Consider the following 21,103-nt stretch of genomic DNA (forward strand, 5'->3'; position numbering starts at 1 on the left):
GCCGGCGCGAGCTTGGTCTGCGCCGGCCCTCAGCTGTCTCAGAGGCTCGCTACGCCGCGGGGGAGGAAGCGGGAGCCGTTGATCTTCTCGGAGATGCCTGTGCGGTCCAGGTACGGCGTGATGCCGCCCAGGTGGAAGGGCCAGCCGGCGCCGAGGAGGAGGCAGAGGTCGATGTCCTGGGCCTCGGCGACGACGCCCTCGTCGAGCATGATCTTGATTTCCTCGGCCAGAGCCGTGAGGACCCGGGCGCGCAGATCCTCGGCGGTGGAGGGCTTGTCGCCGACGGTGACGAGAGCTTCGACCTCGGGGTCCACCACGGGCTTGCCCTCGGGCCAGACGTAGAACGAACTCTTGCCTGCGGCAACCACCTTGGCGAGGTTCGTCGACACCTCGAACCGGTCCGGGTAGGCACGGTTCATTGTTTCCGCCACGTGCAACGCGACCGGCAGACCGACCAGCTGCAGCAGGACGAACGGCGGCATCGGGAGACCCAGCGCCGACAACGCCTTGTCCGCCGCGGGAATCGGCGTACCTTCGTCCACCGCCGCGCTGACCTCACCGAGGAAGCGCGTCAGCAGCCGGTTCACGACGAACGCCGGCGCGTCCTTCACGAGCACGCACGACTTCTTCAGCGTCTTGCCGACCGCGAACGCCGTCGCCAGCGAAGCGTCGTCGGTCCGGTCGGCCCGGATGATCTCCAGCAGCGGCAACACCGCGACCGGGTTGAAGAAGTGGAACCCGACGACCCGCTCGGGGTGCTCGAGGTCCGCGGCCATCTCGGTCACCGACAACGACGACGTGTTCGTGGCCAGGATCGTGTCCGGCCGGACGATCTTCTCCAGGTCTGCGAAGATCGTCTTCTTCAGCTGCAGCTCCTCGAACACGGCCTCGATCACGAAGTCAGCGTCCGCGAACGCCGCCTTGTCGACCGAACCCGAGACGAGCGCCTTCAGCTGGTTGGCCTTGTCCGGCCGGATCCGCTTCTTGCCCAGCAGCTTGTCGATCTCGGCGTGGACGTAGCCGACGCCACGATCCACCCGCTCCTGGTCGAGGTCCGTGAGTACGACCGGAACCTCGAGCCGCCGGACGAACAGCAGCGCCAGCTGACTCGCCATCAGACCCGCCCCGACCACGCCGACCTTGGTCACCGGGCGAGCCAGCGACTTGTCGGGCGCACCGGCCGGGCGCTTGGCCCGCTTGTTGACCAGGTCGAAGGCGTAGAGACCGCTGCGCAGCTCCTCGCTCATGATCAGGTCCGCGAGCGCATCGTCCTCGGCCGCGAACCCACGGTCGCGATCGTTGTCGCGAGCCGCCGCGATCAGCTCCAGAGCCCGGTACGGCGCGGGAGCCGCGCCACTCACCTTGACATCGGCGAACGCCTTGCCGCGGGCAACGGCCGCGTCCCAGGCCTCACCCCGGTCGATCTCCGGCCGCTCGACCGTGATCTGACCGGTGAGCACCTTCGAGGCCCAGATCAGCGACTGCTCGAGGAAGTCGGCCGAGTCCAGCAGTACGTCGCCGATGCCGAACTGCACCGCCTCCGGCCCGCTCAGCATCTTGTTCTGGTTCAGAGCGTTCTCGACGACGACCTTGACGGCCTTGTCGGCACCGATCAGGTTCGGCAGGAGGAAGTTGCCGCCCCAGCCCGGGATCAGACCGAGGAAGACCTCGGGCGTCGCCAGCATCCCGGCCGCCACCGAGACACTGCGGTAGGTGGCGTGCAGCGCGACCTCCAGGCCGCCGCCGAGGGCGACGCCGTTCACGAAGCCGAACGACGGCTTGCCGCCGTCGACCAGCTTGCGCAGCACGCCGTGACCGATCTTCCCGAGCGCCAGCGCCTGCTCGCGATCGGTCAGCTTCGGCACGCCGGTCAGGTCGGCGCCGGCGGCCAGGATGAACGGCTTCCCGGTGACACCGATCGCGACGATCTCGTCGCGCGCCAACGCCGCGTCCAGAGCAGCGTTCAACGATCCAAGACCCTTGGGCCCGAAGGTGTTCGGCTTGGTGTGGTCGTGCCCGTTGTCGAGCGTGATGAGGGCCATCGTGCCGGCCTTGTTCGGGAGTACGACGTCTCGCGAGTGCGCGAGCGTGACGACCTCGTCGGTCGAAAGCTCCGACGCGCTGTCGATCAGTTCCTGCAGGCTCATGCCGCCGCACCTTCCCAGTTCGGGTTCTCCCAGATGACCGTGCCGCCCATGCCGAGGCCGACGCACATGGTGGTGAGGCCGTAGCGAACCTCGGGGCGCTGCTCGAACTGCTTGGCCAGCTGGTTCATCAGCCGGATGCCGGACGACGCCAGCGGGTGACCGTAGGCGATCGCGCCGCCGTACGGGTTGACCCGCGGGTCGTCGTCGGCGATGCCGTAGTGCTGCAGGAACGCCAGCACCTGAACGGCGAACGCCTCGTTCACCTCGAAGGCCTGGATGTCGTCGATGGTGAGACCGGCCAGCTTCAGCGCCTTCTCGGTCGCGGGGACCGGGCCGATGCCCATCACCTCGGGCTCGACGCCGACGAAGCCGTAGGAGACCAGCTTCATCTTCGGCTTCAGCCCGAGCTCGTCGGCCGCCTCGGCCGACATCAGCAGGGCCGCGGTCGCGCCGTCGTTGATCCCGGCCGAGTTGCCGGCGGTGACCCGGCCGTGCGGACGGAACGGCGTCTTCAGTTTCGCCAGGTCCGCCATCGTCGTGCCCGGGCGCATCGGCTCGTCGGTGGTCGCGTAGCCCCAGCCCTGCTCGGCCGAACGGGTCGCGATCGGGACCAGGTCCGGCTGGATCAGGTCGTTCGCATACGCCTTGGCAGCGCGCTCCTGGGAGGCGACCGCGAAGGCGTCGGTGCGCTCTTTGGTGATCGAGGGGTACCGGTCGTGCAGGTTCTCCGCGGTCGACCCCATCACCAGGGCCGAGGTGTCGACCAGCTTCTCGGAGATGATCCGCGGGTTCGGGTCCACGCCCTCGCCCATCGGGTGCCGGCCCATGTGCTCGACACCGCCGGCGATCGCGATGTCCTGCGAACCGAAGGCGATTCCGGCCGCGAGCGTGGTCACGGCGGTCATCGCGCCGGCGCACATCCGGTCGATCGCATAGCCGGGGGTGGTGTTCGGCAGGCCCGCCAGCAGGGCCGCGGTCCGGCCGATGGTCAGGCCCTGGTCACCGATCTGGGTGGTGGCCGCGATCGCGACCTCCTCGACCCGCTCCGGCGGCAGCGCCGGGTTGCGGCGGAGGATCTCCCGGATGCACTTGATCACCAGGTCGTCGGCGCGGGTTTCGGCGTACTGGCCCTTGGCCTTGCCGAACGGGGTGCGGACGCCGTCGACGAAGACGACATCGCGGATCTCACGGGGCACGAGTGCCCTCCTCTGGAGTCGGAAAACCTACCCCGATGCTACCCGCCAGTAACAGAACCACCAAAGCCCCCCACCCTGTGCGGCGCGTCACGCCACCCGCATCAGCTCCACCACTCGCCGATACCGTCCCAGGCGACCTCGAGTTCGCGGGCGGCGCCGCGCCTGACCAGGTAGCGGGAGACCTCGCGATGGGCGGCGCGCATCTCCCCGACGCCGCCGATGGAGTTCAACTGCACGCCGATCAGTCGCGTGCGCCAGTCAGGCTTCCCGCCGGCCTTGAGGAACGGACGAGTCTCGGCGATCTCGATCAGCTCGCTGATCAGCGAGAGGACGAGCAAACGGTTCGGATCCGGCGGCGGTTCGGCGGGTTGAGGTCGCGCAGGCCTGCGGGCCTCTCGTTCCGCGCGCTCCTTACGCTCCTCTTCCTCCCAGTACTCGCGGATCGCTTTCCGGTCTTGGCGACGTTCCAGGAGGAACGCTTTCCGCTCTTCGAGGCGGCGTTCGCGTCTGGCTTGCAGCTTCTGCCGACAGATCTCCACCCAGCGCAACGCCATCCTGCCTCCCCGGTCGTCGCACCATTATGTTCGAACGGCGGATCACCAGGTTTTCGTAAGGCGTGGCGAAGCGGGGGGAAACGGCGCATGCTGGTGGGAGGTAGCTATGGGGAGCCGTTCAATGAACAACCTTGATCTCACCGTGCCGGTTCTGAGCCGGGGCAAACACCGTAATCCGCGTAAGGGCGCGTGTTTCATGGAGTTCGCGTCGTATCTGGCCGGGGAGCCGTGGTCGGACCACCCCGGCTGCACGGACCCGCTGCTGGCGGGCGTGGCGCGGGACGTCAACGACTGTACGACGGACGCCGGCCGGCCCAGGCTGGCTCCGCTCATCCCATCCGTGATCGGCCTGACGCCCGACGACCCGCATGTCGTGCCACGGGTGACCGCCCGCTGCATCCAGCACGCGCTGCCGGTGGTCTCGCAGGAGCGGCAGTACATCCTGGCCGTGGCTCTGCTCGTGGGTGAGAGGCAGTTGGCCGCCCTCGACGGACGTCCGCTGGACGACATCGAGCCCGAGTCGCTCGCGGTCCTCGAGTCGGTCCCGACGGCGACCAAGTGGGCCCGGTCCTTCACCGCGAAGGCCCGCAGGGGTACGCCGGACTTCGCGCGCCGGACCGCACCCCGGGCCGTGTCCTGCGCGGTCGAGGGCATATCCCAGGCCTGCGTGCCGGATCCGGACGACCGGCTCTACAAGCTGCTGACCGCAGCGATCGCCGAATGCAAGGCCTGGATGCCCGCACCCGTGCCGCAACGCCAACCCAGGGAGCGCGTGGAAGTCCGATAAGCGGCAAGTACTCTTCCCCTGTGACCTTGGAGATCGATACCGGTTCAGGTTTGATGCCGGCGCACGAATGGGGATCCCGGGACAGCACTGCGCCCGGAATTCTGCTCCTGCAGGAGATCTTCGGGGTGTCCGACTACATCCAGCGGCGTGCGACGGACCTGGCTGCCCTCGGGTACTACGTGATCGCTCCGGAGATCGCGTGGCGCCGTACCGAAGACTTTCTTGCCCGTCACCTCCCACCCTCCCAAGGACAAACATGAGCCTGTACGACATCCCTTTGACGACTCTCTCCGGTGGCTCGACCTCGCTCGGTGACTACAAGGGCAAGGCCGTCCTGGTCGTGAACGTCGCGTCGAAGTGTGGTCTGACCCCGCAGTACGAAGGCCTGGAGAACCTGCAGGAGAAGTACGCGGCACGCGGATTCACCGTGCTCGGTGCCCCGTGCAACCAGTTCGGCGGGCAGGAGCCGGGGACGGCCGAGGAGATCGAGACGTTCTGCTCGACGACGTACGGCGTGACCTTCCCGATGCTCGACAAGCTCGAGGTGAACGGCGACGGCCGCCACCCGCTGTACTCCGAGCTCACGCTCACCCCGGACGCCGACGGCGAGGCCGGTGACGTGCAGTGGAACTTCGAGAAGTTCCTGCTCACGCCGGAGGGCACCGTCGCAGCGCGCTTCCGCCCGGGCACCGTGCCCGAGTCCGACGAGATCGTCGGCGCGATCGAGTCACAACTGCCGAGGTAGTCAGTCGAGCGGCTTGGCCGGGGCCTCGGTCGACATCGCGTCGGTCAAGGTCTCGGCCGTGAGCGCGATCTGCCACTCCCGGGCGTGATGCTCACGAAGGAACGCCGTGACCACGTCGAGGTCCAGGTCGGGCGGCGGCGACCAGGCCAGCCGCCGGATCGTGTCGGGGGAGAGCAGGTTCTCGGTCGGTAGCCGGTGAGCTTCGGCGATCTCCGCGACCGCGGCCCGCGCGGCGGACAGCCGGGCGGCCGCATCCGGGTCCCGGTCGGCCCAGGCACGCGCCGGCGGGGGACCGTCGTACCGAGGTCCTTGCTTGGGCAGCTCGGAGTCGGGGAGCCGGCGGGCGTGGTCGATCGCTTCCCACCAGGTCCGCATGTGGCGGTGTGCGCCGCGGCCCTTGAAGGCGGTCAGCTTCTGCAGCGTGTCCCGGTCGGCCGGCATCGCCGACGCGGCCTCGACGATCGCCGCGTCCGGCAGGATGCGGCCGGGGGAGATGTCGGCGGACTCCGCGATCTGGTCGCGGGCCTCCCACAACGCCCGGACGACGGCCAAACTGCGGCGATTACGGACCCGATGCATTCCCGACGTACGACGCCAGGGGTCCGGCCTCGGCTCCCGCGGGGGAGCGTCGAGGATCGCGGCGAACTCCTGCTCGGCCCACTCCCATTTGCCTTCGCGACGCAGCTCCTGCTCGATCGCGTCGCGCAGCTCGATCAGCATCTCGACGTCGAGAGCGGCGTACACGAGCCAGGGCGCCGGCAGCGGTCGCGTGGACCAGTCGGCGGCCGAGTGCTCCTTGCGCATCCGGTAGCCGAGGACTTCGCTGACCAGTGAGGCCAGGCCGACCTTCGGATACCCGAGGAGGCGGCCGGCCAGCTCGGTGTCGAAGACCTCGCGCGGCACCATCCCGACCTCGGCCAGGCAGGCCAGGTCCTGGTTGGCGGCGTGGATGATCCACTCGGTGTCGACGATCGCGTCGCCGAGTGACGACAGGTCACCGAACGGGATCGGGTCGATCAGCGCGGAGCCGGAGCCCACGCGGCGCAACTGCACCAGGTACGCACGGTGTGAGTAGCGATAGCCGGACGCACGCTCGGCGTCGACGGCGACCGGACCGGTGCCGGAGCGGAACGCGTCGACGACCTCGGCGAGCGCGGGGTCGCTGTCGATGACTTCGGAGAGCCCGTCACGAAGCTCCAGCAAAGGGAGCTCCGCCATCGGGTCGGCGGTCGGCCCAGCGGTCGGCCCAGCGGTCGACTCTGGGGGGACAGGCTGCGGCTGCTGGGTCTCTGCTGGGCTCATCGGCCCCGCTGTCCGCGCCGGGTCGGCATCGCGACGACCCCTGGCGGCACCGGCGGAAGTCCGGCCGCTGTGCAGAGCACCTCGCCCCAGGCCTCGGCGTGCCGCGTCACGTCCACGATTCCACCCGGGCCCGGCACCGGGCTCCACGAGGCGCGGATCTCGATCTCCGCGGTCGCGTCGTCGTCAGCCATTCCGCCGAAGCTCTCCGATACCACTCTGGTGACGGTACCGCTCGGCGCCAGGAACTCGGCGCCGCGATCGGCCAGCGCCTCCATCAGCCAGGTCCAGCCCACGCCACCGAGCAGCGCGTCGGTCACCATCTCCGGTTCGACGGCGGCACGCACGTACGCGACACAGCGGAAGGTCGACTGCCAGGCGTCGTTCCCGTCCGGGTCGTAAAGGATGACCAGGCGGCCGGTGGCGACATCGTCACCGTCGACCGTCACGTCGGCGCTGACCGCGGCCGCGTGCGGAGCGATCCGCTGCGGCGCGGGCATCTCCTCGACGAAGACCTCGGGCCGGAACCGAGCTCCGCGCAACTGCTCCACAGCCTCGGTGAACTCCGCGGGTGGCGCGTCGACCTGCTTGCGGGCACCCATGCTTCGCAGCCTACGACTGATTACGCACCGACGCTGCTCTCGACGCGCCGGTAACAACCCGCAGTCAGGTGTTTGCCCCGGGCCCGGGCCTCCCATCACCGCAGTGCGGGGGCCGTGGGATCATCGCTTATGTGCCCTTGACGCAAACCTCGCTCGCTCGGTCCGCCTTTCTGCTCGCTGCGCGGGGTGAGCCTGCGTCGCACACTCCGGTGTGGTTCATGCGCCAGGCCGGGCGCGCGTTGCCCGAGTACCACGCGGTCCGGGCCGGCACCACGATGCTCGAGTCCTGTATGCGTCCCGACCTCGTCGTCGAGATAACGCTGCAGCCGGTACGCCGTTACGGCGTCGATGCCGCGGTCTTCTTCTCCGACATCGTCCTACCGCTCAAGTCGGCCGGATTCGACGTCGAGATCAAGCCGGGGGTCGGCCCGGTGGTCGCCGACCCGATCCGGGACGCGGCCGGGATCGAGCGGGTCCGCCCGGTCACGCGGGCCGACGTCCCCTACACCACCGACTCGGTCCAGCAGCTCGTCTCCGAGCTCGGCGGCATCCCGCTGATCGGGTTCGCGGGCGCTCCGTTCACGGTCGCGTCGTACCTGGTCGAGGGTGGGCCGAGCAAGGACTTCGCGAAGACGAAGGCGCTCATGCACAGCGATCCCAGCCTGTGGCACGCGTTGGCGGACCGGCTGGCCGATGTGGCGATCGCGTATCTGTCCGTCCAGATCGAGGCGGGCGCGTCCGCGATCCAGCTGTTCGACTCGTGGGCGGGCGGTCTCTCACCGCGCGACTACGAGCGGTTCGTGCAGCCGCACTCGGCGAAGGTCTTCGATGCGCTGGCGTCGTACGGCGTGCCCCGGCTGCACTTCGGCGTGAACACCGGCGAGCTGCTCGGCCTGATGAGCGCGGCCGGCGCCGACGTCGTCGGGGTCGACTGGCGGGTGCCGTTGGATGAAGCGGTACGGCGGATCGGTCCCAAGCCGGTCCAGGGCAACCTCGACCCGGCACTGCTGTTCGCCGGCTGGGACGCCCTTCAGCCCGAGATCGACCGCATCCTGGTCGAGGGCAAGGCGGCCCCTGGCCACATCTTCAACCTCGGCCACGGCGTCCCCCCGACCGCCGACCCCGAGGTCCTGCACCGCATCGTCCAGTACATCCACGCCAAGTCGGCCAATGCACCTGCCTGACCACGATCTGACGCTCGAGCTGCTGACTGCCGAGCACGCCGACCCGGTGCTGGCCTTCGAGCTGGCGAACCGGGCGTACTTTGCGACCTGGATCTGGGACCGCGGCGACGACTACTTCACCGAGTTCGCGGTCCGGCATGCGGCCCTGCTTGCCGAGCAGCAGGCCGGAACCTCCCGGTTCCACGCGCTGGTCGACGGGAGCGGCGCGGTGGCCGGCCGGATCAACCTGGTCGACCTCGAGAACGGGTCGGCGGACCTGGGCTACCGGATCGCCGAGAAGTGGGCCGGCCGCGGGCTCGCGACGGCCGCGGTACGGGCGATCATCGGCCTGGCGGCTACGTCGTACGGGCTGACCACACTGACGGCCGGCGCCTCGGATCGGAACCCGGCCTCCCAGACGGTGCTGAGTCGCACCGGGTTCCGGATCGTGGGCACCTCCAGCACTGACCTGGGGCCGGGGAAGCGGTACGAGCTGACGCTGGAGAGCGCGTGAAGCGGGTCGTTGTCGTCGGCGCGGGGATCAGCGGGTTGGCGGCCGCCCAGGCGCTTGCCAGTGGTCCGAATCCGCCGCAGATCACCGTGCTCGAAGGGTCGCCGCGACTCGGCGGGAAGCTCGCGGGCGACGAGATCGAGGGAGTGCCGGTCGATCTGGGCGCCGAGTCGGTGCTGATTCGACGGCCGGAGGCGCTGGACCTGATCCGGGCGGTCGGGCTCGGCGACGACATCGTGCATCCGGAGCCGATCTCCGCCGGACTGTGGGTCGGCGACCGGATCCGGAGGATTCCGCCGACGGTGATGGGTGTCCCGATGGATGCGGCCGCGACTGTCGACGTACTGGGTGCTGAGGCGGCCGAGGCCGTTGCCCGGGAGGCTGAGTTGCCGGCTCCAGGGCTGACCGAGGATGTTGCGATCGGTCGGTTCGTTGCGGAGCGGATGGGATCCGCGGTGACGGACAAGCTGATCGATCCGCTGCTCGGCGGGGTGTACGCAGGTAAGGCCGACGAGATCTCGCTGGCGGCCGCGGTGCCCGAGCTCTACGCCAAGCTCAAGACCGCGCCGGGCCTGCTCGCCGCGACGGGCGAGCTGCGGGAGGCGGGCAAGGCCCGAGCCGGGCAGCCGGTGTTCGCGGGCATCGTCGGTGGCGTCAACCGGGTCATCGCCGCGCTGGAGAAGGATCTGACCGACCGAGGCGTCGAGATCCGACGCAATCTCGCCGTACGACGGATCACGCGCGCCGCACGTGGTTACGAGCTGGTCGCGGGGCCGGTGCCGGCGCCGACCGTCCTGGAGGCGGACGCTGTGATCGTCGCCGTACCCGCCTCGCCCGCTGCGCGGATGCTGGCGGACTTGGTGCCGGCGGCATCGACGGAGCTGGCAAGGATCGAGTACGCGAGCATGGCGATCGTCACGTTGGCCGTGCGGAAGAACGACTGGCCGGAGGGTGCGACCGGATCCGGCTTCCTGGTGCCGTCGGTGGAGGGTCGCACGATCAAGGCGTCGACGTACTCGCATGCGAAGTGGGCGTGGTCGGCCGAGGCCGGGGGAGAGCTGGCGGTGCTGCGTGCCTCGGTCGGGCGACTTGGTGAGGAGTACGTGCTGCAGCGGTCCGACGAGGAGTTGGTGGCGCTGGCGACCTCGGACCTGAGGCTTGCGATGGGCTTGCAAGGGCCCGTGGTCGGGTCGCTCGTGACTCGGTGGGGCGGCGGGCTTCCGCAGTACGCGGTGGGCCATTTGGACCGGATCGATCGGGTGGAGACCGCTGTACTGGCGGAGCCTGGTCTGGCTGTGTGTGGAGCGGCGTACCGGGGTGTTGGTATCGCTGCCTGCGTGGCGTCGGGTGGTCAGGCGGCCACCCGGGTGCAGGATTACCTTGAGACATTGGAGACAATGGAGCAGTGACAGACAAGCCGAAGGCTCGTGAACTGAACAACGTGATCCGGTACACCCTGTGGTCGGTCTTCAAGGTCGAGACCCCGTTGGGTGACGCGGACCGCGACGAGCTGACCGCGGAGCTGTCCGATCTGGTGGCCAAGCTCGCGGCCGAGGACGTCGTGATCCGTGGCTTCTACGACGTCGAAGGCTTCCGCGCCGACGCCGACTTCATGATCTGGTGGCACGCGCCGACCTCGGACGCCTTGCAGCAGGCGTACCACGCGCTGCGCCGGTCGCGGCTCGGGCGGCACCTCGCTCCGATCTGGTCACAGTTCGCGCTGCACCGGCCGGCCGAGTTCAACAAGAGCCACATCCCGGCGTTCCTCGCCGACGAAGAGGCACGGCCGTACATCTGCGTGTATCCGTTCGTCCGGTCCTACGAGTGGTACCTGCTGCCGGACGAGGAGCGGCGGTTCATGCTCGCCGAGCACGGCAAGATGGCGCGCACGTACCCGGATGTCCGCGCGAACACGGTCGCGTCGTTCGCGCTCGGCGACTACGAGTGGATCCTCGCGTTCGAGGCCGACGAGCTGCACCGGATGGTCGACCTGATGCGCGACCTGCGCGCGTCCACGGCCCGGCGGCACGTGCGCGAGGAGGTTCCGTTCTACACGGGGAAGCGGACCGAGTTGGGCGACCTGATCGCCAACCTGGCCTGATTCTCGTGCAGCGGAAGGCGTTCCCGGTGCTGTACGTGACCGACGTACGCCGGTCCGTGGAGTTCTACGGACTGCTCGGGTACGAGCCGACGTACCAGTTCCCGCTGGAAGGCGACCCGCACTACGTCGGCCTCGAACGCGGCGAATCGTCCCTGGGGTTGTCCGACGCCAACTGGCCGGAGGCGCAGCTCGGCATCACCGTCGGCACGGCCCCGCGCTTCGAACTCTTCGTGTACGTCGACGACGTCGATGCCGAGGTGGAAGTCTTCCGCACAGCCGGCCACCCGATCCTGCAGGAGCCGGCCACCATGCCCTGGGGCGAACGCCAGGCCTACCTCTCCGACCCCGAAGGCAACCCCGTCGCCCTCGCCACACCGATCTAACCCTTGAGAGGGTTATTCAGAACCCTCAAAGAAGAAAAGCAGGAAAGAAATAAAGGAAAAGGGAAAGAAAGGATAAGGACGGAGCCGGGTGCCCTGGCTGGGCTGGGCGGGCCGGTGATGCTCGGCGGGTCAGAGTACGTGCCGGCATCGAGTCGTGGATCGCGGTCGGCCAGACACACCCCAGCACGCCACAATCCACGACTCGAACCACCCGGCGGGCACGCAAGGCATCCGCACCCGGGCCGCAGGCCATCACAATCGCCGTCCAGCGGCAGAGTCACGCCTGAGCTGCACCGGAGCCATCGATTGTGATGGCCTGGAGGACGGCTCACTCAGCGACTGGTCCTCGACAGCCCCGATCCCTCGCGCACCGCGGTCGTCGCAGTCCCGACACGCCAACCACAGGCCGCCCGCACCTACGCACCGAGCCCGCCACGCGCCCAGCGACTCTATCTTTCTTTTCCTGTTCTTCCTTTCTCTTGCTTTCTTCTTTGAGGGTTCTGAATAACCCTCAGAACAAGAACAAGAGCAAAGAAGATATAAAGAAAGACGAAGGAAAGAAAGGATAGAGAGGGAGCTGGGTGCCTGGCTGAGGTCGGCGGCCGCAACCGTCAGCGCCTGGACGGCTGCCCTCTCGTCGACGCGTCGCAGCCGACGCTCAGCCGGCTCGTCGACGAGCCGGACGGGCTATCTGAGCGTTCAGAGCATCCGCACCCGGTTCTCCAGGCCATCACAATCGCCGACCAGCGATGGGCTCACGCCTGACCTCCACCCGAACCACAGATTGTGATGGCCTGGAGATCGCTCACTCAGCAACTCATCCTTGTCAGCCCTGATCCCGCACCCACGGCGCGTCGCTGCACTCCGGACACCCCGACCATCAACCGCCCGCACCGACGCACCCAGCCCGCCAAGCACCCGGCCACTCTGTCTTTTCTTTCCCTGTCGTTTTCCTTGTTCTTCGTCGGTTTTGTTGTTTAAGTTCCTGGTTTCTGGAACAAGTAGTCTTCTGCGCGCATCGAGGTGGGCGGCTTGACGTCTTCGGGTAGGAGTTCGCGGAGGTCGCGCTCGGTCAGGCTGTCTGCGTCGCGGGCCGAGAGTCGCGTGGCCTGGTTGGAGATGGCTTCTTCGAGCACGTTGCGGATGAACCGCCCGTTGCCGAAGTTGTGTGCGCGCGGCGACGGCGGGATGACGCTGCGAACCACATCCAGCACCGCATCCGTGTAGAGCATGCCCTTCTGTCGCGCCTGGAGCTCGAAGATCGCCACGAGCTGCTTGTTGTCGTACTCGCTGAACGACAGCAGCTTCGGGAACCGCGAGGCCAGACCCGTGTTCGACTCCATGAACCGCTGCATCTCGCGGTGGTACCCGGCCACGATCACGATGCAGTCGTCGCGATGGTCTTCCATCATCTTCAGGATCGTGGTGACCGCTTCGAGGCCGAAGTCACCGGGGCTGTTGTCCGGGACCAGCGTGTAGGCCTCGTCGACGAACAGCACGCCACCCAGCGCCTCACGGAACTTGGCCGCCGTGATCGGCGCCGTCGTACCGACGCTGGAACCGACCAGATCGGAACGGTCGATCTCGACCACATGGCCCTTCTCGAGGACGCCGAGCTCCTTGTAGATCCGGCCGAGCAGCCGCGCGATGGTCGTCTTCGCCGTACCGGGCTTGCCGACGAACACCATGTGCCGCGCGCGCTCGTGACTCGGCAGCCCGAGCTCCTTGCGGCGCAGGTTGGTCCTGATCTCGGCCACCATCCGCTTGACCGAGTCCTTGATCCCGTCCAGTCCGATCAGCGCGTCCAGCTCGGCGAGCGCGTCGCTGGCATACAACACGGGCTCAGGCAAAGGCGCATTTGCGGTCGGCTCTGGTTCGATAACGCGCTCTGGCTCTGGCTGGACGGTCACGACAGGCTCGTCGGTCCGGCTGGACAGGGCGTGGGCGTCGACGACCTGCCACCGCTCGCGGTCGAGGAGCCGGAAGAGTGCGGCGAGGTCCGGCACCTCCGGCTCCGGCCACGGCGCGTCCGCCAGCACGCCAGACAGGTGAACCGCCACCCGTGTAGCCGCGGCCGCCCAAGACCGTGCGAGCTCCGGCTGGTCATGACGTACGGCGTGAGCCAGCCAGCCGGTGTTGTCCGCCAGCCACGCGTGCACATCGAATCCGGGGCGCAGGTCGACAAGCGCCTTCTCGACATCGGCTGCACTACTGCCCAGGATCTTGGCTACTGCCGGCGGGAGAGCCGTCAGCCGAGTAGCAAGGGTCAAGCCGGCCAGCAGATCCGCGAAGTCGCCGGCGGTCTCGTCCGGAATCACCATCAACAGTTGGGCGTGCGCCTCGCGCAACGTCCGTAGTGAGTAGTGGAGTGCCGACGTACGGCCGGGCAGCTCGGGGAGGACAGCTCGCTCTTCGTTGTTCAGGGCCTCGGACCGCCAGTACTTGGCGATCGTCTCGTAGTCCGCCGTCGTGTGCAGCTGCGTGATCTCGCGGTTGGCCAGCACCCGGTCGAAGGCGGCCGTCAGCGCTGTCGCGCGGGCCGCCATCGGAGGCGCGCCGACGAAGAGGCTCAGCACGTCACGCGTGAGCTGCAGCGCCTGGCGGCGGCCGGGCTCGCGAAAGCCGCGGGCACCGGAGATCATCTGCAGCGGCCAGTCCGCAGCGGCTGTCCACATCAGGTGTCCGGCGCCGCCGAGCCGCGCCGGCGCCCGGTAGAAGTCACGGGTGAGCTCGGCCGAGACATCGGCGTACTCGCCGTGCAGGACCGGGATCCAGCCGGTCAGCAGCGGTGCCACCTGATGGGTGAACCACACCGCCGCCGGAGTGCCTTTGACGAAGTCGGGGAACGCGTCCGACCGGAGTGGTCGCAGTACGTTCGGGTCGTCGGCCCACGCCCTCAGCTGGGCGCGAATACCGTCCAACCAGCCGTCCGGCACTTCCCATGGCGCCTCAGCCGCAAGCACATCCAGAACGCGCGGTCTGCGGACGTCGTCAGCCACTGAGATCCTCTCCGCCGGTAGGCCCAACTGGTCTTTCCGGCGGTTCAGTCTAGTGGCTGGACGGTTTGACTTGGCTTCCTACTCGGCTGCGGCGGGCTCGAGGGTCAGGCTGATGCTGTTGATGCAGTAGCGCTGATCGGTGGGGGTGTCGTAGCCCTCGCCCTCGAAGACGTGCCCGAGGTGGGAGCCGCAGTTGGCGCAGCGGACCTCGACCCGCTTCATGCCCAGCGTGCTGTCCTCGATGTACTGGACCCGGTCCTCGGCCAGCGGCGCGAAGAACGACGGCCAACCGCAGTGCGAGTCGAACTTGGTGTCGCTGCGGAACAGCTCCGCGTTGCACGCCCGGCACTTGTAGACACCGGTGGTCTTGGTGTCGGTGTACTCACCCGTGTACGGCCGCTCGGTGCCGGCCTTGCGCAGGACGTGGAACTCCGCGGGGGACAGCTGCGCCTTCCACTCCGCGTCGGACTTCTGTACGGCGTATTCCTTGATCTGGTCTGTCACACCCCCAGTATCGGTGGTCCGGGCAAGCGATTCACGTTTTTGGCCCGCCCGGACCACCCCGTAATACTCCCGTGAGCGTGCGGCTAGCGGATCCAGGACGGGAGGGGGATCACCCGGACGACCTGGGGGTCGTGGTCGCTGATCTGGTCGGGGAACTCCGCGTTCATGTGGACCACGTCGTACGACGAGGCCGGCTGGATGTTCTTCGAGATCAGGATCTGGTCGAGGATCTGGCTGTTGCCCTCGAACACGTAGCTGTAGCGCTCCTTCAGCGGCAGCGTCTGCGGCATGTCGATCAGGGCGGTCTTGCCCGCGCCGATCAGGATGTTCGTGGTGTCGGACCAGTCGAAGTCGTTCAGGTCGCCGAGCACGATCACGTTCGCGCCCTTGTCCTTGGCGAAGATCTGGTCCACGAAACCGCGGACCGCCTGGGCCTGCTGGTGCCGCTTGGCCGCGGTCACCTGGACGGGCGGCTGGTAGCGGCCCCACAGCGGGTCGTCACCGATCTTGGAGCTGAAGTGGTTGACGACCACGAACAGGCTCTGGCCGAGCCAGGTGAACTCGCCCGCCAACGGTACGCGGGTCGCGGCCCAGGCCGGGTTCGCCGGGTCGACGCGGCCGGGGGACGCGCTCAGGTGCGGCCGGCCGAACCGGTCGGTGGTGATCGTGGTCGCGGTCGTCGAGCCGCCACCCGCGAGGTCGACGAACTTGACCGGCCGGTCGGTGCGGTACATGAACGCGACCCGGATGTTTCCGCCCGGCTCGCCACCCTCGGCGTTGTTCACCGGGTCGATCTCGCGCCACGCGTACTTCGGTCCGCCGGCCTTCTCGATGGCCGCGGCCAGGGTGTTGAGCGTGACGTCGGCCTGGGTGGTGCCGGAATTCGTGGCGCCGTCGTTGTCCTGGACCTCCTCGAGACCGAGGATGTCGGGCGAGGCGAGGTTCTTCACGACCGCCTGGGCGAGCCCGTCGAACTTCGCCGGGCCGTCGGACGGGTCGAGGTTCTCCACGTTGAACGTCGCCACCGACACCTGCAACAGGGACGAGGCCTTGGTGGTCTCGCGCTTCACGCCGCCGTCGACCACCTTCGGCGTTGCCGTCGGCAAGAACTTGAAGTTGCCGAACGAGTAGTCCAGAACACCCGGTACGACGCCGGAGCCGTCGGCAGCCGTCAGTGTGTCGCCCGTCTTCGCGTCCGGGATCGGCGTCAGCACATCGTCGAGGAGGACGCGCTCAGGGTTGCTGTCGGTCTTCTGGATCAGGATGCCGCCGCGCGCGGTCCGCAGTCCGGAGCCCGCCGGTACGACGGAGAGCTCGCGGAACGAGCTGGTCGGGCCGGTGACCTCGGGCTGGTTGATCCCGATCCACATGCTTTCCAGGGACTCCCAGAAGTCGATACCGTCCTGGGCCGGGTCGAACGCCGTACTGGTCGTCTCGACGTCGCCGGACGAGTCGTTGTCGATGATGGTCGACGGCGGTACGCGGCCACCCGGGCCGACGATCGTCGCCGCCGGGACCGGGGCGGTTCCGGTGACGGTGATCTTCGGCTTGGTGATCTCCGTGGTGGTCAGGTTGGTCACGCCGGCGGCGCCGCCTGGACGGAACTCGGAGACGGTGCCCTCGACGGTCAGTGCGTCACCGACGGAGACGGTCGGCGCGGAGTTGGTGAAGACGAACACGCCCTCACTGGTCGCCGGGTCGTTGTCGGGCTGCGGGTCCTGGAACCAGAAGCCGTTGGTGCTCTTCGCCGTGACCACACCGGTGACGTTGCCGACCAGCTTGCCCGCCAGCGGAGACCGCTGGGCGGCGCCCTGGATGTCGTGGATCTTCGCGTCGACCGGCGGGTCGGTCGGGGGCTGGCCCCCGCCCGCGGCCGGGGTCGGATCGCCGACGGTGAAGTCCGCGCTGTTGTTGTCGGTGTCCACGCTGCTGGTGCGCGAGGCCGAGGTGCTGTTGGACAGCGTCCCCGTCGGGGCGGTCTCGAAGTCGTTCGCGGCCGAGCCGTAGCCGACGAAGTCCCTGACGCCATCGGCGGCGTGACAGGCCGATGCGCAGGCCAGAGCCGTCTGGCGGGTGACGAGGGCAACCTTGCCACCCGTCGCGGACAGCGCGATCGTGCCGTCCACGTCTGGGGTCGGCAGCGGTGTGGTCGGCGTGGTGCCCGCACCCTCCGCGACCAGGTAGATGCCGCCCGCGGGGATGCTGCCGGTGAGCTTCGTGACCTGCCACGAGTTCCCGGCCGATGCGGCGTACTGGACCGACCAACCGCTCACGTCCACCGCGGACGAACTGGTGTTCGTCAACTCGATGAAGTCTCGCGAGTACGGCGCGCCACTGTTGCCACCGCCCCCGTAGACCTCGTTGATGACGACATCGGTCGAGGTCGCGTTGGCCGGTGCGGCTGTGAGCGCCACCCCCAGACCGGAAACCACGACACTGGAGGTGATCACCAGGACGCCCAGGCGGCGCCGTGATCGTTTCAGGGCAGACATGAGCCGGATTCTCACACCCGGACGACCCCGAACCAACGCCCAACGCATGAACACCAGAGGTCTGCCCCAAAGGACACGGGTGATCCTTCGAAACCGGCCGGTCCTGTCCCCACTTGGCCGGTCCTGCCCGCCCCAGTGGGACAGGACCGGCACGCGGGTGGGGTCAGCTGACGCTTACTGCGGACCAGGCGGCTGCTACGGCGGCGCGCTCCTGGCTGGCGGCGCCGTAGAGGTCGGTGGCGGCGTTGAGGGTGGCGGTGCGGGCTTGGGCGTACGTCGTACCGGACGTCATGTAGGTGGTCAGCGCGCGGTACCAGATCTTGCCGACCTTGTCGTGGCCGATGCCGGTGACGGTGGTGCCGTTGCAGGTGGGCGAGTCGTGTTGCAGGCCGCCGATGACCTTCGGGCCGCTGCCTTCGGAGGCCAGGTAGACGAAGTGGTTGGCCACGCCGGAGGAGTAGTGGACGTCCAGGTTGCCGATGCCGGAGGAGTAGCAGTCAGGGGAGTTGCCGTCCTTGCTCGGCTTGTCCATGTACCGCAGGGCCGGCCGGTCCTTCATGATCTCTTCGCCGATGAAGTAGTCACCCGGGTCGGCGGCCTTGTTCGAGTAGAACTCGACCATGGTGCCGAAGATGTCGCTGGTGGCCTCGTTCAGGCCGCCGGACTCACCGGAGTAGGTCAGGTTCGCGGTCGCCGAGGTGACGCCGTGGGACATCTCGTGGCCGGCCACGTCGATCGAGACGAGCGGACCCGCGACCACACCGTCGCCGTCGCCGTACGTCATCTGCTTGCCGTCCCAGAACGCGTTCACATAGTTGGTGCCGTAGTGAACGCGGCTCGGGACACCCTTGCCGTCGTTGAAGATCCCGTTCCGGCCGTGCGTGTTCTTGTAGTAGTCGAACGTCGTCGCCGCGCCGTAGTGCGCGTCGACCGCCGCACTGGTCCGGTCGGACGTGGTGCCGTTACCCCAGTGGTTGTCCGCGTCGGTGTAGCGCGTCGGCACCGGGCAACCCAGGCCGAGCAGTGTGCAGAGGATCGAGTCGGTCTTGTTGTTCGCGTCGGCGGTGAAGCCGTTGCCACGGACCGGATCGGTCAACGTGAACCCGCCGGTGGCCGGAGTGGTGTCGAGCGGGACGAGTCCGCTGTACAGGCTCTGCCCGTCACCGGTCGCGGTCTCGATGTGCTGCTCGCTGATCAGCTTGGCGCCGGTCACCGCGTCGATGGTGGTGGTGACGTTGCTCGGCGTTCCGTCCGCCTGCGTGCCGACGGTGGTGACGAGGTACGCCAGCCGCGGTGCACCCTTGCGGGCCTCGATCACCAGCGTGGGCTTGCCTTCGGCCTTCTGACCGCGGGTGAGCGCCTTGGCGGTGGCGGTCGCGATGCTGAGCTTCGGCGTACGGTCGATGTTCGCGCTCCGGCCCAGGGTCAGGCTGGCACCCTGGAAGGCGCCGTCCTTGGCCTGATGTACGACGACGTCGCCGCCGAGCACCTGGAGCCCGCCAATGGTTCGGTCCATCCGGACGTGGGTGGCGCCGTTCGAGTCGACGATGACGTCCTTGACCGTGAACGCGTCGGCGGTCGTGGCGCGCAATGCGGCGAGGTTGTCGCCGATCGCGGCCTTCGCGCGGGCGATCGCGGCGGACGGGCTGGGGACGGGGTCTTGGGTCGGTGCACCGATGGCGGTGGTGGCACTGGACAGACCGAGGGCGGTGGTGGTCGCCACTGCGACAGCAGCGGCGAACAGGGCGGATCTGTTCATCCTCGTGCTCCTTATCAGGCGTCCCGGGGGCCTCACGCCCCAGGAACGAGGTGCAGGAACGTTACCGCCCGGTCACCTACCGTGGCTATGGGTTGGGAAAAGTTGCCTTTCCCGCAATCTGGCGGGCAATTCCAGGTTTTCGTCCGACGGGGGCGATACGGTCGCGGCATGGCGAAGAGCACAGCCGTGGTGGTCACCGTGGGAGGCCGTGAGGTCAAGGTCTCCAGCCCGGAGCGGGTCGTCTACGAGGCGACCGACTGGGCTCCGGAGGTCACCAAGCTGCAGGTCTGCGAGTACTTCATCGGCGTGACCGACGCGTTCATGCACGCCTCGGGCGACCGTCCGGTCGCCCTGGAGCGCTGGCCGGGCGGCTGGCGCGAGGGCATGAAGCTGTCGGTGGACGCGGTCGGCCGGCAGACCGGGGACGGCTTCTACTCCAAGCGCCTGCCCAAGGGCGCGCCCGACTGGCTGGAGACCTGCCGCATCCTGACGCCGAACGGACGTCCGATCGACGAGCTGTGCCTGACCGAGATCGCGGCGGTCGTGTGGGCGGCCCAGATGGGCACACTGACCTTCCACCCCTGGGCCGTGCGCAAGGGCGATCTCGAGCACCCCGACGAGCTGCGCCTCGATCTCGATCCGCAGCCGGGCGCGACGTTCGCCGATGCCCGCAGGGTGGCCGGCGTCGCCCGTGAGCTCCTCGAGGAGCTCGGCCTCAGGGGGTATCCGAAGACCAGCGGCAACCGGGGGATCCACATCTACGTGCGGATCCGGCCGGAGTGGACGTTCGACGAGGTCCGGCACGCCGCGATCGGCCTCGGCCGTGAGTTGGAGCGCCGCGACGACGGTGTGACGACAGCATGGTGGAAGGAGGAGCGCGGCGAGGCCTCGATCTTCCTGGACTTCAACCAGAACCTCCGCGACCGCACGGTCGCAGGTGCGTGGTCGCTGCGGCCGCGGCCGGGTGCACCGGTCAGTACGCCGATGACCTGGGACCGGCTCGCGGAGGTGGACGACCCGCGCGCCTTCAACCTGCACACGGTTCCGGAGTATCTCGCCGATGGCGACCCGTGGGCCGACATGGACGAGACGGCGTACCCGCTGGATGCGTTGCTGCGCTTGTGGGAGGAGCTTCCGGGTGGAGAGCTGAACTTCCCACCCGACTACCCGAAGATGCCGGGAGAACCGCCGCGGGTCCAGCCGAGCAAGAAGGTTGCCGAGCACTGGGACGAGCAGGGCAACCGCATCGCCCCGGACTGAATACTGGGCTGAACAACTGGACTGAGCGCTGGGCTGATCGTCGAGTCACATCTCGAAGGGCTATCTCGTCGTAGTGGTGTCGAAAGAGTTCATCCGCTAAGGAGAAACACCACCATGGACGCCCGTTTGGACCTGTTCACCAACCCCGTCGCGGCCAAGTTCATCAAGCACGTCAACGCGGCCAGCATGTCGGTGCGGTCGGTCGGAGTACCGCTCGAGACGCTGGAGTTGATGGCGTTGCGGGTCAGCCAGATCAATGGCTGCTCGGTCTGCATCGACATGCACACCAAGGACGCGATCGAGCACGGCGAAAGCGCCGTACGGCTCAATCTGGTCGTGGCCTGGCGTGAGGCAACCGTCTTCACCGAGGCCGAACGCGCCGCGCTCGCGCTGGCCGAGGAAGGCACCCGACTCGCCGACGCCGCACCGGGGGTGAGCGACGACGTCTGGGCCAATGCGACCAAGCACTACACCGAAGAGCAACTCGCGGCGCTGGTCGCCACCATCGCGATCATGAACACCTGGAACCGTCTCAACATCATCACCCAGCAGCCCGCCGGCGACTACGTGCCGGGTCAGTGGGGCTGACCTACCACGATCG

At 68.2% G+C, this 21,103-nt stretch carries 19 protein-coding genes; 10 read left to right on the plus strand and 9 right to left on the minus strand.

Features of this window, described 5'->3' with window-relative positions:
• Positions 1–38: 38 nt before the first annotated feature.
• The 3 genes from ACWF4Z_RS00615 to ACWF4Z_RS00625 all read right to left on the minus strand — a co-directional run bounded on the left by ACWF4Z_RS00615 (position 39) and on the right by ACWF4Z_RS00625 (position 3,897).
• The gene (locus ACWF4Z_RS00615) at positions 39–2,147 is read right to left on the minus strand and encodes a 3-hydroxyacyl-CoA dehydrogenase NAD-binding domain-containing protein (protein ID WP_452240769.1); all 2,109 of its coding nucleotides are present in this window, start codon (positions 2,145–2,147) and stop codon (positions 39–41) included.
• Entirely contained in the window at positions 2,144–3,343 is a 1,200-nt protein-coding gene (locus tag ACWF4Z_RS00620) for a thiolase family protein (protein ID WP_452240770.1), read from the minus strand. Before ACWF4Z_RS00620 ends, ACWF4Z_RS00615 begins: the two co-directional genes overlap by 4 nt.
• Positions 3,344–3,444: 101 nt before the next feature.
• Entirely contained in the window at positions 3,445–3,897 is a 453-nt protein-coding gene (locus tag ACWF4Z_RS00625) for a hypothetical protein (RefSeq protein WP_452240771.1), read from the minus strand.
• A 121-nt stretch (positions 3,898–4,018) separates the two neighbouring features.
• On the opposite strand from ACWF4Z_RS00625, the gene ACWF4Z_RS00630 reads away from it, so the two are divergent.
• From ACWF4Z_RS00630 to ACWF4Z_RS00640, 3 genes are read left to right on the plus strand one after another with little or no spacing between them, the layout of a single operon-like run.
• A complete protein-coding gene (locus ACWF4Z_RS00630; RefSeq protein ID WP_452240772.1) occupies positions 4,019–4,684 on the plus strand; it encodes a hypothetical protein in 666 nt (221 codons plus the stop codon).
• Positions 4,685–4,704: 20 nt separating this feature from the next.
• Entirely contained in the window at positions 4,705–4,944 is a 240-nt protein-coding gene (locus ACWF4Z_RS00635; protein WP_452240773.1) for a dienelactone hydrolase family protein, read from the plus strand.
• Entirely contained in the window at positions 4,941–5,429 is a 489-nt protein-coding gene (locus ACWF4Z_RS00640) for a glutathione peroxidase (protein ID WP_452240774.1), read from the plus strand. Before ACWF4Z_RS00635 ends, ACWF4Z_RS00640 begins: the two co-directional genes overlap by 4 nt.
• On the opposite strand, the gene ACWF4Z_RS00645 is transcribed toward ACWF4Z_RS00640, so the two are convergent.
• Together ACWF4Z_RS00645 and ACWF4Z_RS00650 are read right to left on the minus strand one after the other, a co-directional pair.
• Positions 5,430–6,731 (minus strand): HRDC domain-containing protein, encoded by a 1,302-nt coding sequence (locus ACWF4Z_RS00645; protein WP_452240775.1) that lies wholly within the window; start codon positions 6,729–6,731, stop codon positions 5,430–5,432. It lies immediately after the preceding gene.
• Positions 6,728–7,330 (minus strand): DUF3000 domain-containing protein, encoded by a 603-nt coding sequence (locus ACWF4Z_RS00650; RefSeq protein WP_452240776.1) that lies wholly within the window; start codon positions 7,328–7,330, stop codon positions 6,728–6,730. The genes ACWF4Z_RS00645 and ACWF4Z_RS00650 overlap by 4 nt, the downstream gene beginning before the upstream one ends.
• A gap of 131 nt (positions 7,331–7,461) precedes the next feature.
• Here ACWF4Z_RS00650 and hemE point away from each other — a divergent pair, with 131 nt between their 5' ends.
• Genes hemE through ACWF4Z_RS00675 form a run of 5 tightly spaced genes read left to right on the plus strand, consistent with a single transcriptional unit; the run spans position 7,462 to position 11,488 of the window.
• Entirely contained in the window at positions 7,462–8,514 is a 1,053-nt protein-coding gene (gene hemE / locus ACWF4Z_RS00655) for a uroporphyrinogen decarboxylase (protein WP_452240777.1), read from the plus strand.
• Positions 8,501–9,007, plus strand: a complete 507-nt coding sequence (locus ACWF4Z_RS00660; protein WP_452240778.1) for a GNAT family N-acetyltransferase — start codon at positions 8,501–8,503, stop codon at positions 9,005–9,007. Before hemE ends, ACWF4Z_RS00660 begins: the two co-directional genes overlap by 14 nt.
• A complete protein-coding gene (gene hemG / locus ACWF4Z_RS00665; RefSeq protein ID WP_452240779.1) occupies positions 9,004–10,413 on the plus strand; it encodes a protoporphyrinogen oxidase in 1,410 nt (469 codons plus the stop codon). Before ACWF4Z_RS00660 ends, hemG begins: the two co-directional genes overlap by 4 nt.
• Positions 10,410–11,105 (plus strand): hydrogen peroxide-dependent heme synthase, encoded by a 696-nt coding sequence (gene hemQ, locus ACWF4Z_RS00670; protein WP_452240780.1) that lies wholly within the window; start codon positions 10,410–10,412, stop codon positions 11,103–11,105. Before hemG ends, hemQ begins: the two co-directional genes overlap by 4 nt.
• A gap of 5 nt (positions 11,106–11,110) precedes the next feature.
• Positions 11,111–11,488, plus strand: coding sequence for a VOC family protein (locus ACWF4Z_RS00675; protein WP_452240781.1), 378 nt, complete (start codon positions 11,111–11,113; stop codon positions 11,486–11,488).
• Between the two features lie 977 nt (positions 11,489–12,465).
• On the opposite strand, the gene ACWF4Z_RS00680 is transcribed toward ACWF4Z_RS00675, so the two are convergent.
• From ACWF4Z_RS00680 to ACWF4Z_RS00695, 4 genes are all read right to left on the minus strand, one after another.
• Positions 12,466–14,487, minus strand: a complete 2,022-nt coding sequence (locus ACWF4Z_RS00680) for an AAA family ATPase (protein WP_452240782.1) — start codon at positions 14,485–14,487, stop codon at positions 12,466–12,468.
• A 78-nt stretch (positions 14,488–14,565) separates the two neighbouring features.
• Positions 14,566–14,991: a peptide-methionine (R)-S-oxide reductase MsrB gene (gene msrB / locus ACWF4Z_RS00685; protein WP_452240783.1), complete on the minus strand. Its 426-nt coding sequence runs from the start codon at positions 14,989–14,991 to the stop codon at positions 14,566–14,568.
• Between the two features lie 83 nt (positions 14,992–15,074).
• Positions 15,075–17,483 carry a lamin tail domain-containing protein gene (locus tag ACWF4Z_RS00690; RefSeq protein WP_452240784.1) on the minus strand — a complete coding sequence of 803 codons (2,409 nt, stop codon included), beginning with the start codon at positions 17,481–17,483 and terminating at the stop codon, positions 15,075–15,077.
• Between the two features lie 163 nt (positions 17,484–17,646).
• Positions 17,647–19,242: a M4 family metallopeptidase gene (locus ACWF4Z_RS00695; protein ID WP_452240785.1), complete on the minus strand. Its 1,596-nt coding sequence runs from the start codon at positions 19,240–19,242 to the stop codon at positions 17,647–17,649.
• A 168-nt stretch (positions 19,243–19,410) separates the two neighbouring features.
• Here ACWF4Z_RS00695 and ACWF4Z_RS00700 point away from each other — a divergent pair, with 168 nt between their 5' ends.
• Positions 19,411–20,502: a DNA polymerase domain-containing protein gene (locus tag ACWF4Z_RS00700; protein ID WP_452240786.1), complete on the plus strand. Its 1,092-nt coding sequence runs from the start codon at positions 19,411–19,413 to the stop codon at positions 20,500–20,502.
• A 114-nt stretch (positions 20,503–20,616) separates the two neighbouring features.
• Positions 20,617–21,090 (plus strand): carboxymuconolactone decarboxylase family protein, encoded by a 474-nt coding sequence (locus ACWF4Z_RS00705; protein WP_452240787.1) that lies wholly within the window; start codon positions 20,617–20,619, stop codon positions 21,088–21,090.
• Positions 21,091–21,103 lie beyond the last annotated feature (13 nt).

Source organism: Kribbella sp. NPDC055071, assembly GCF_053608045.1.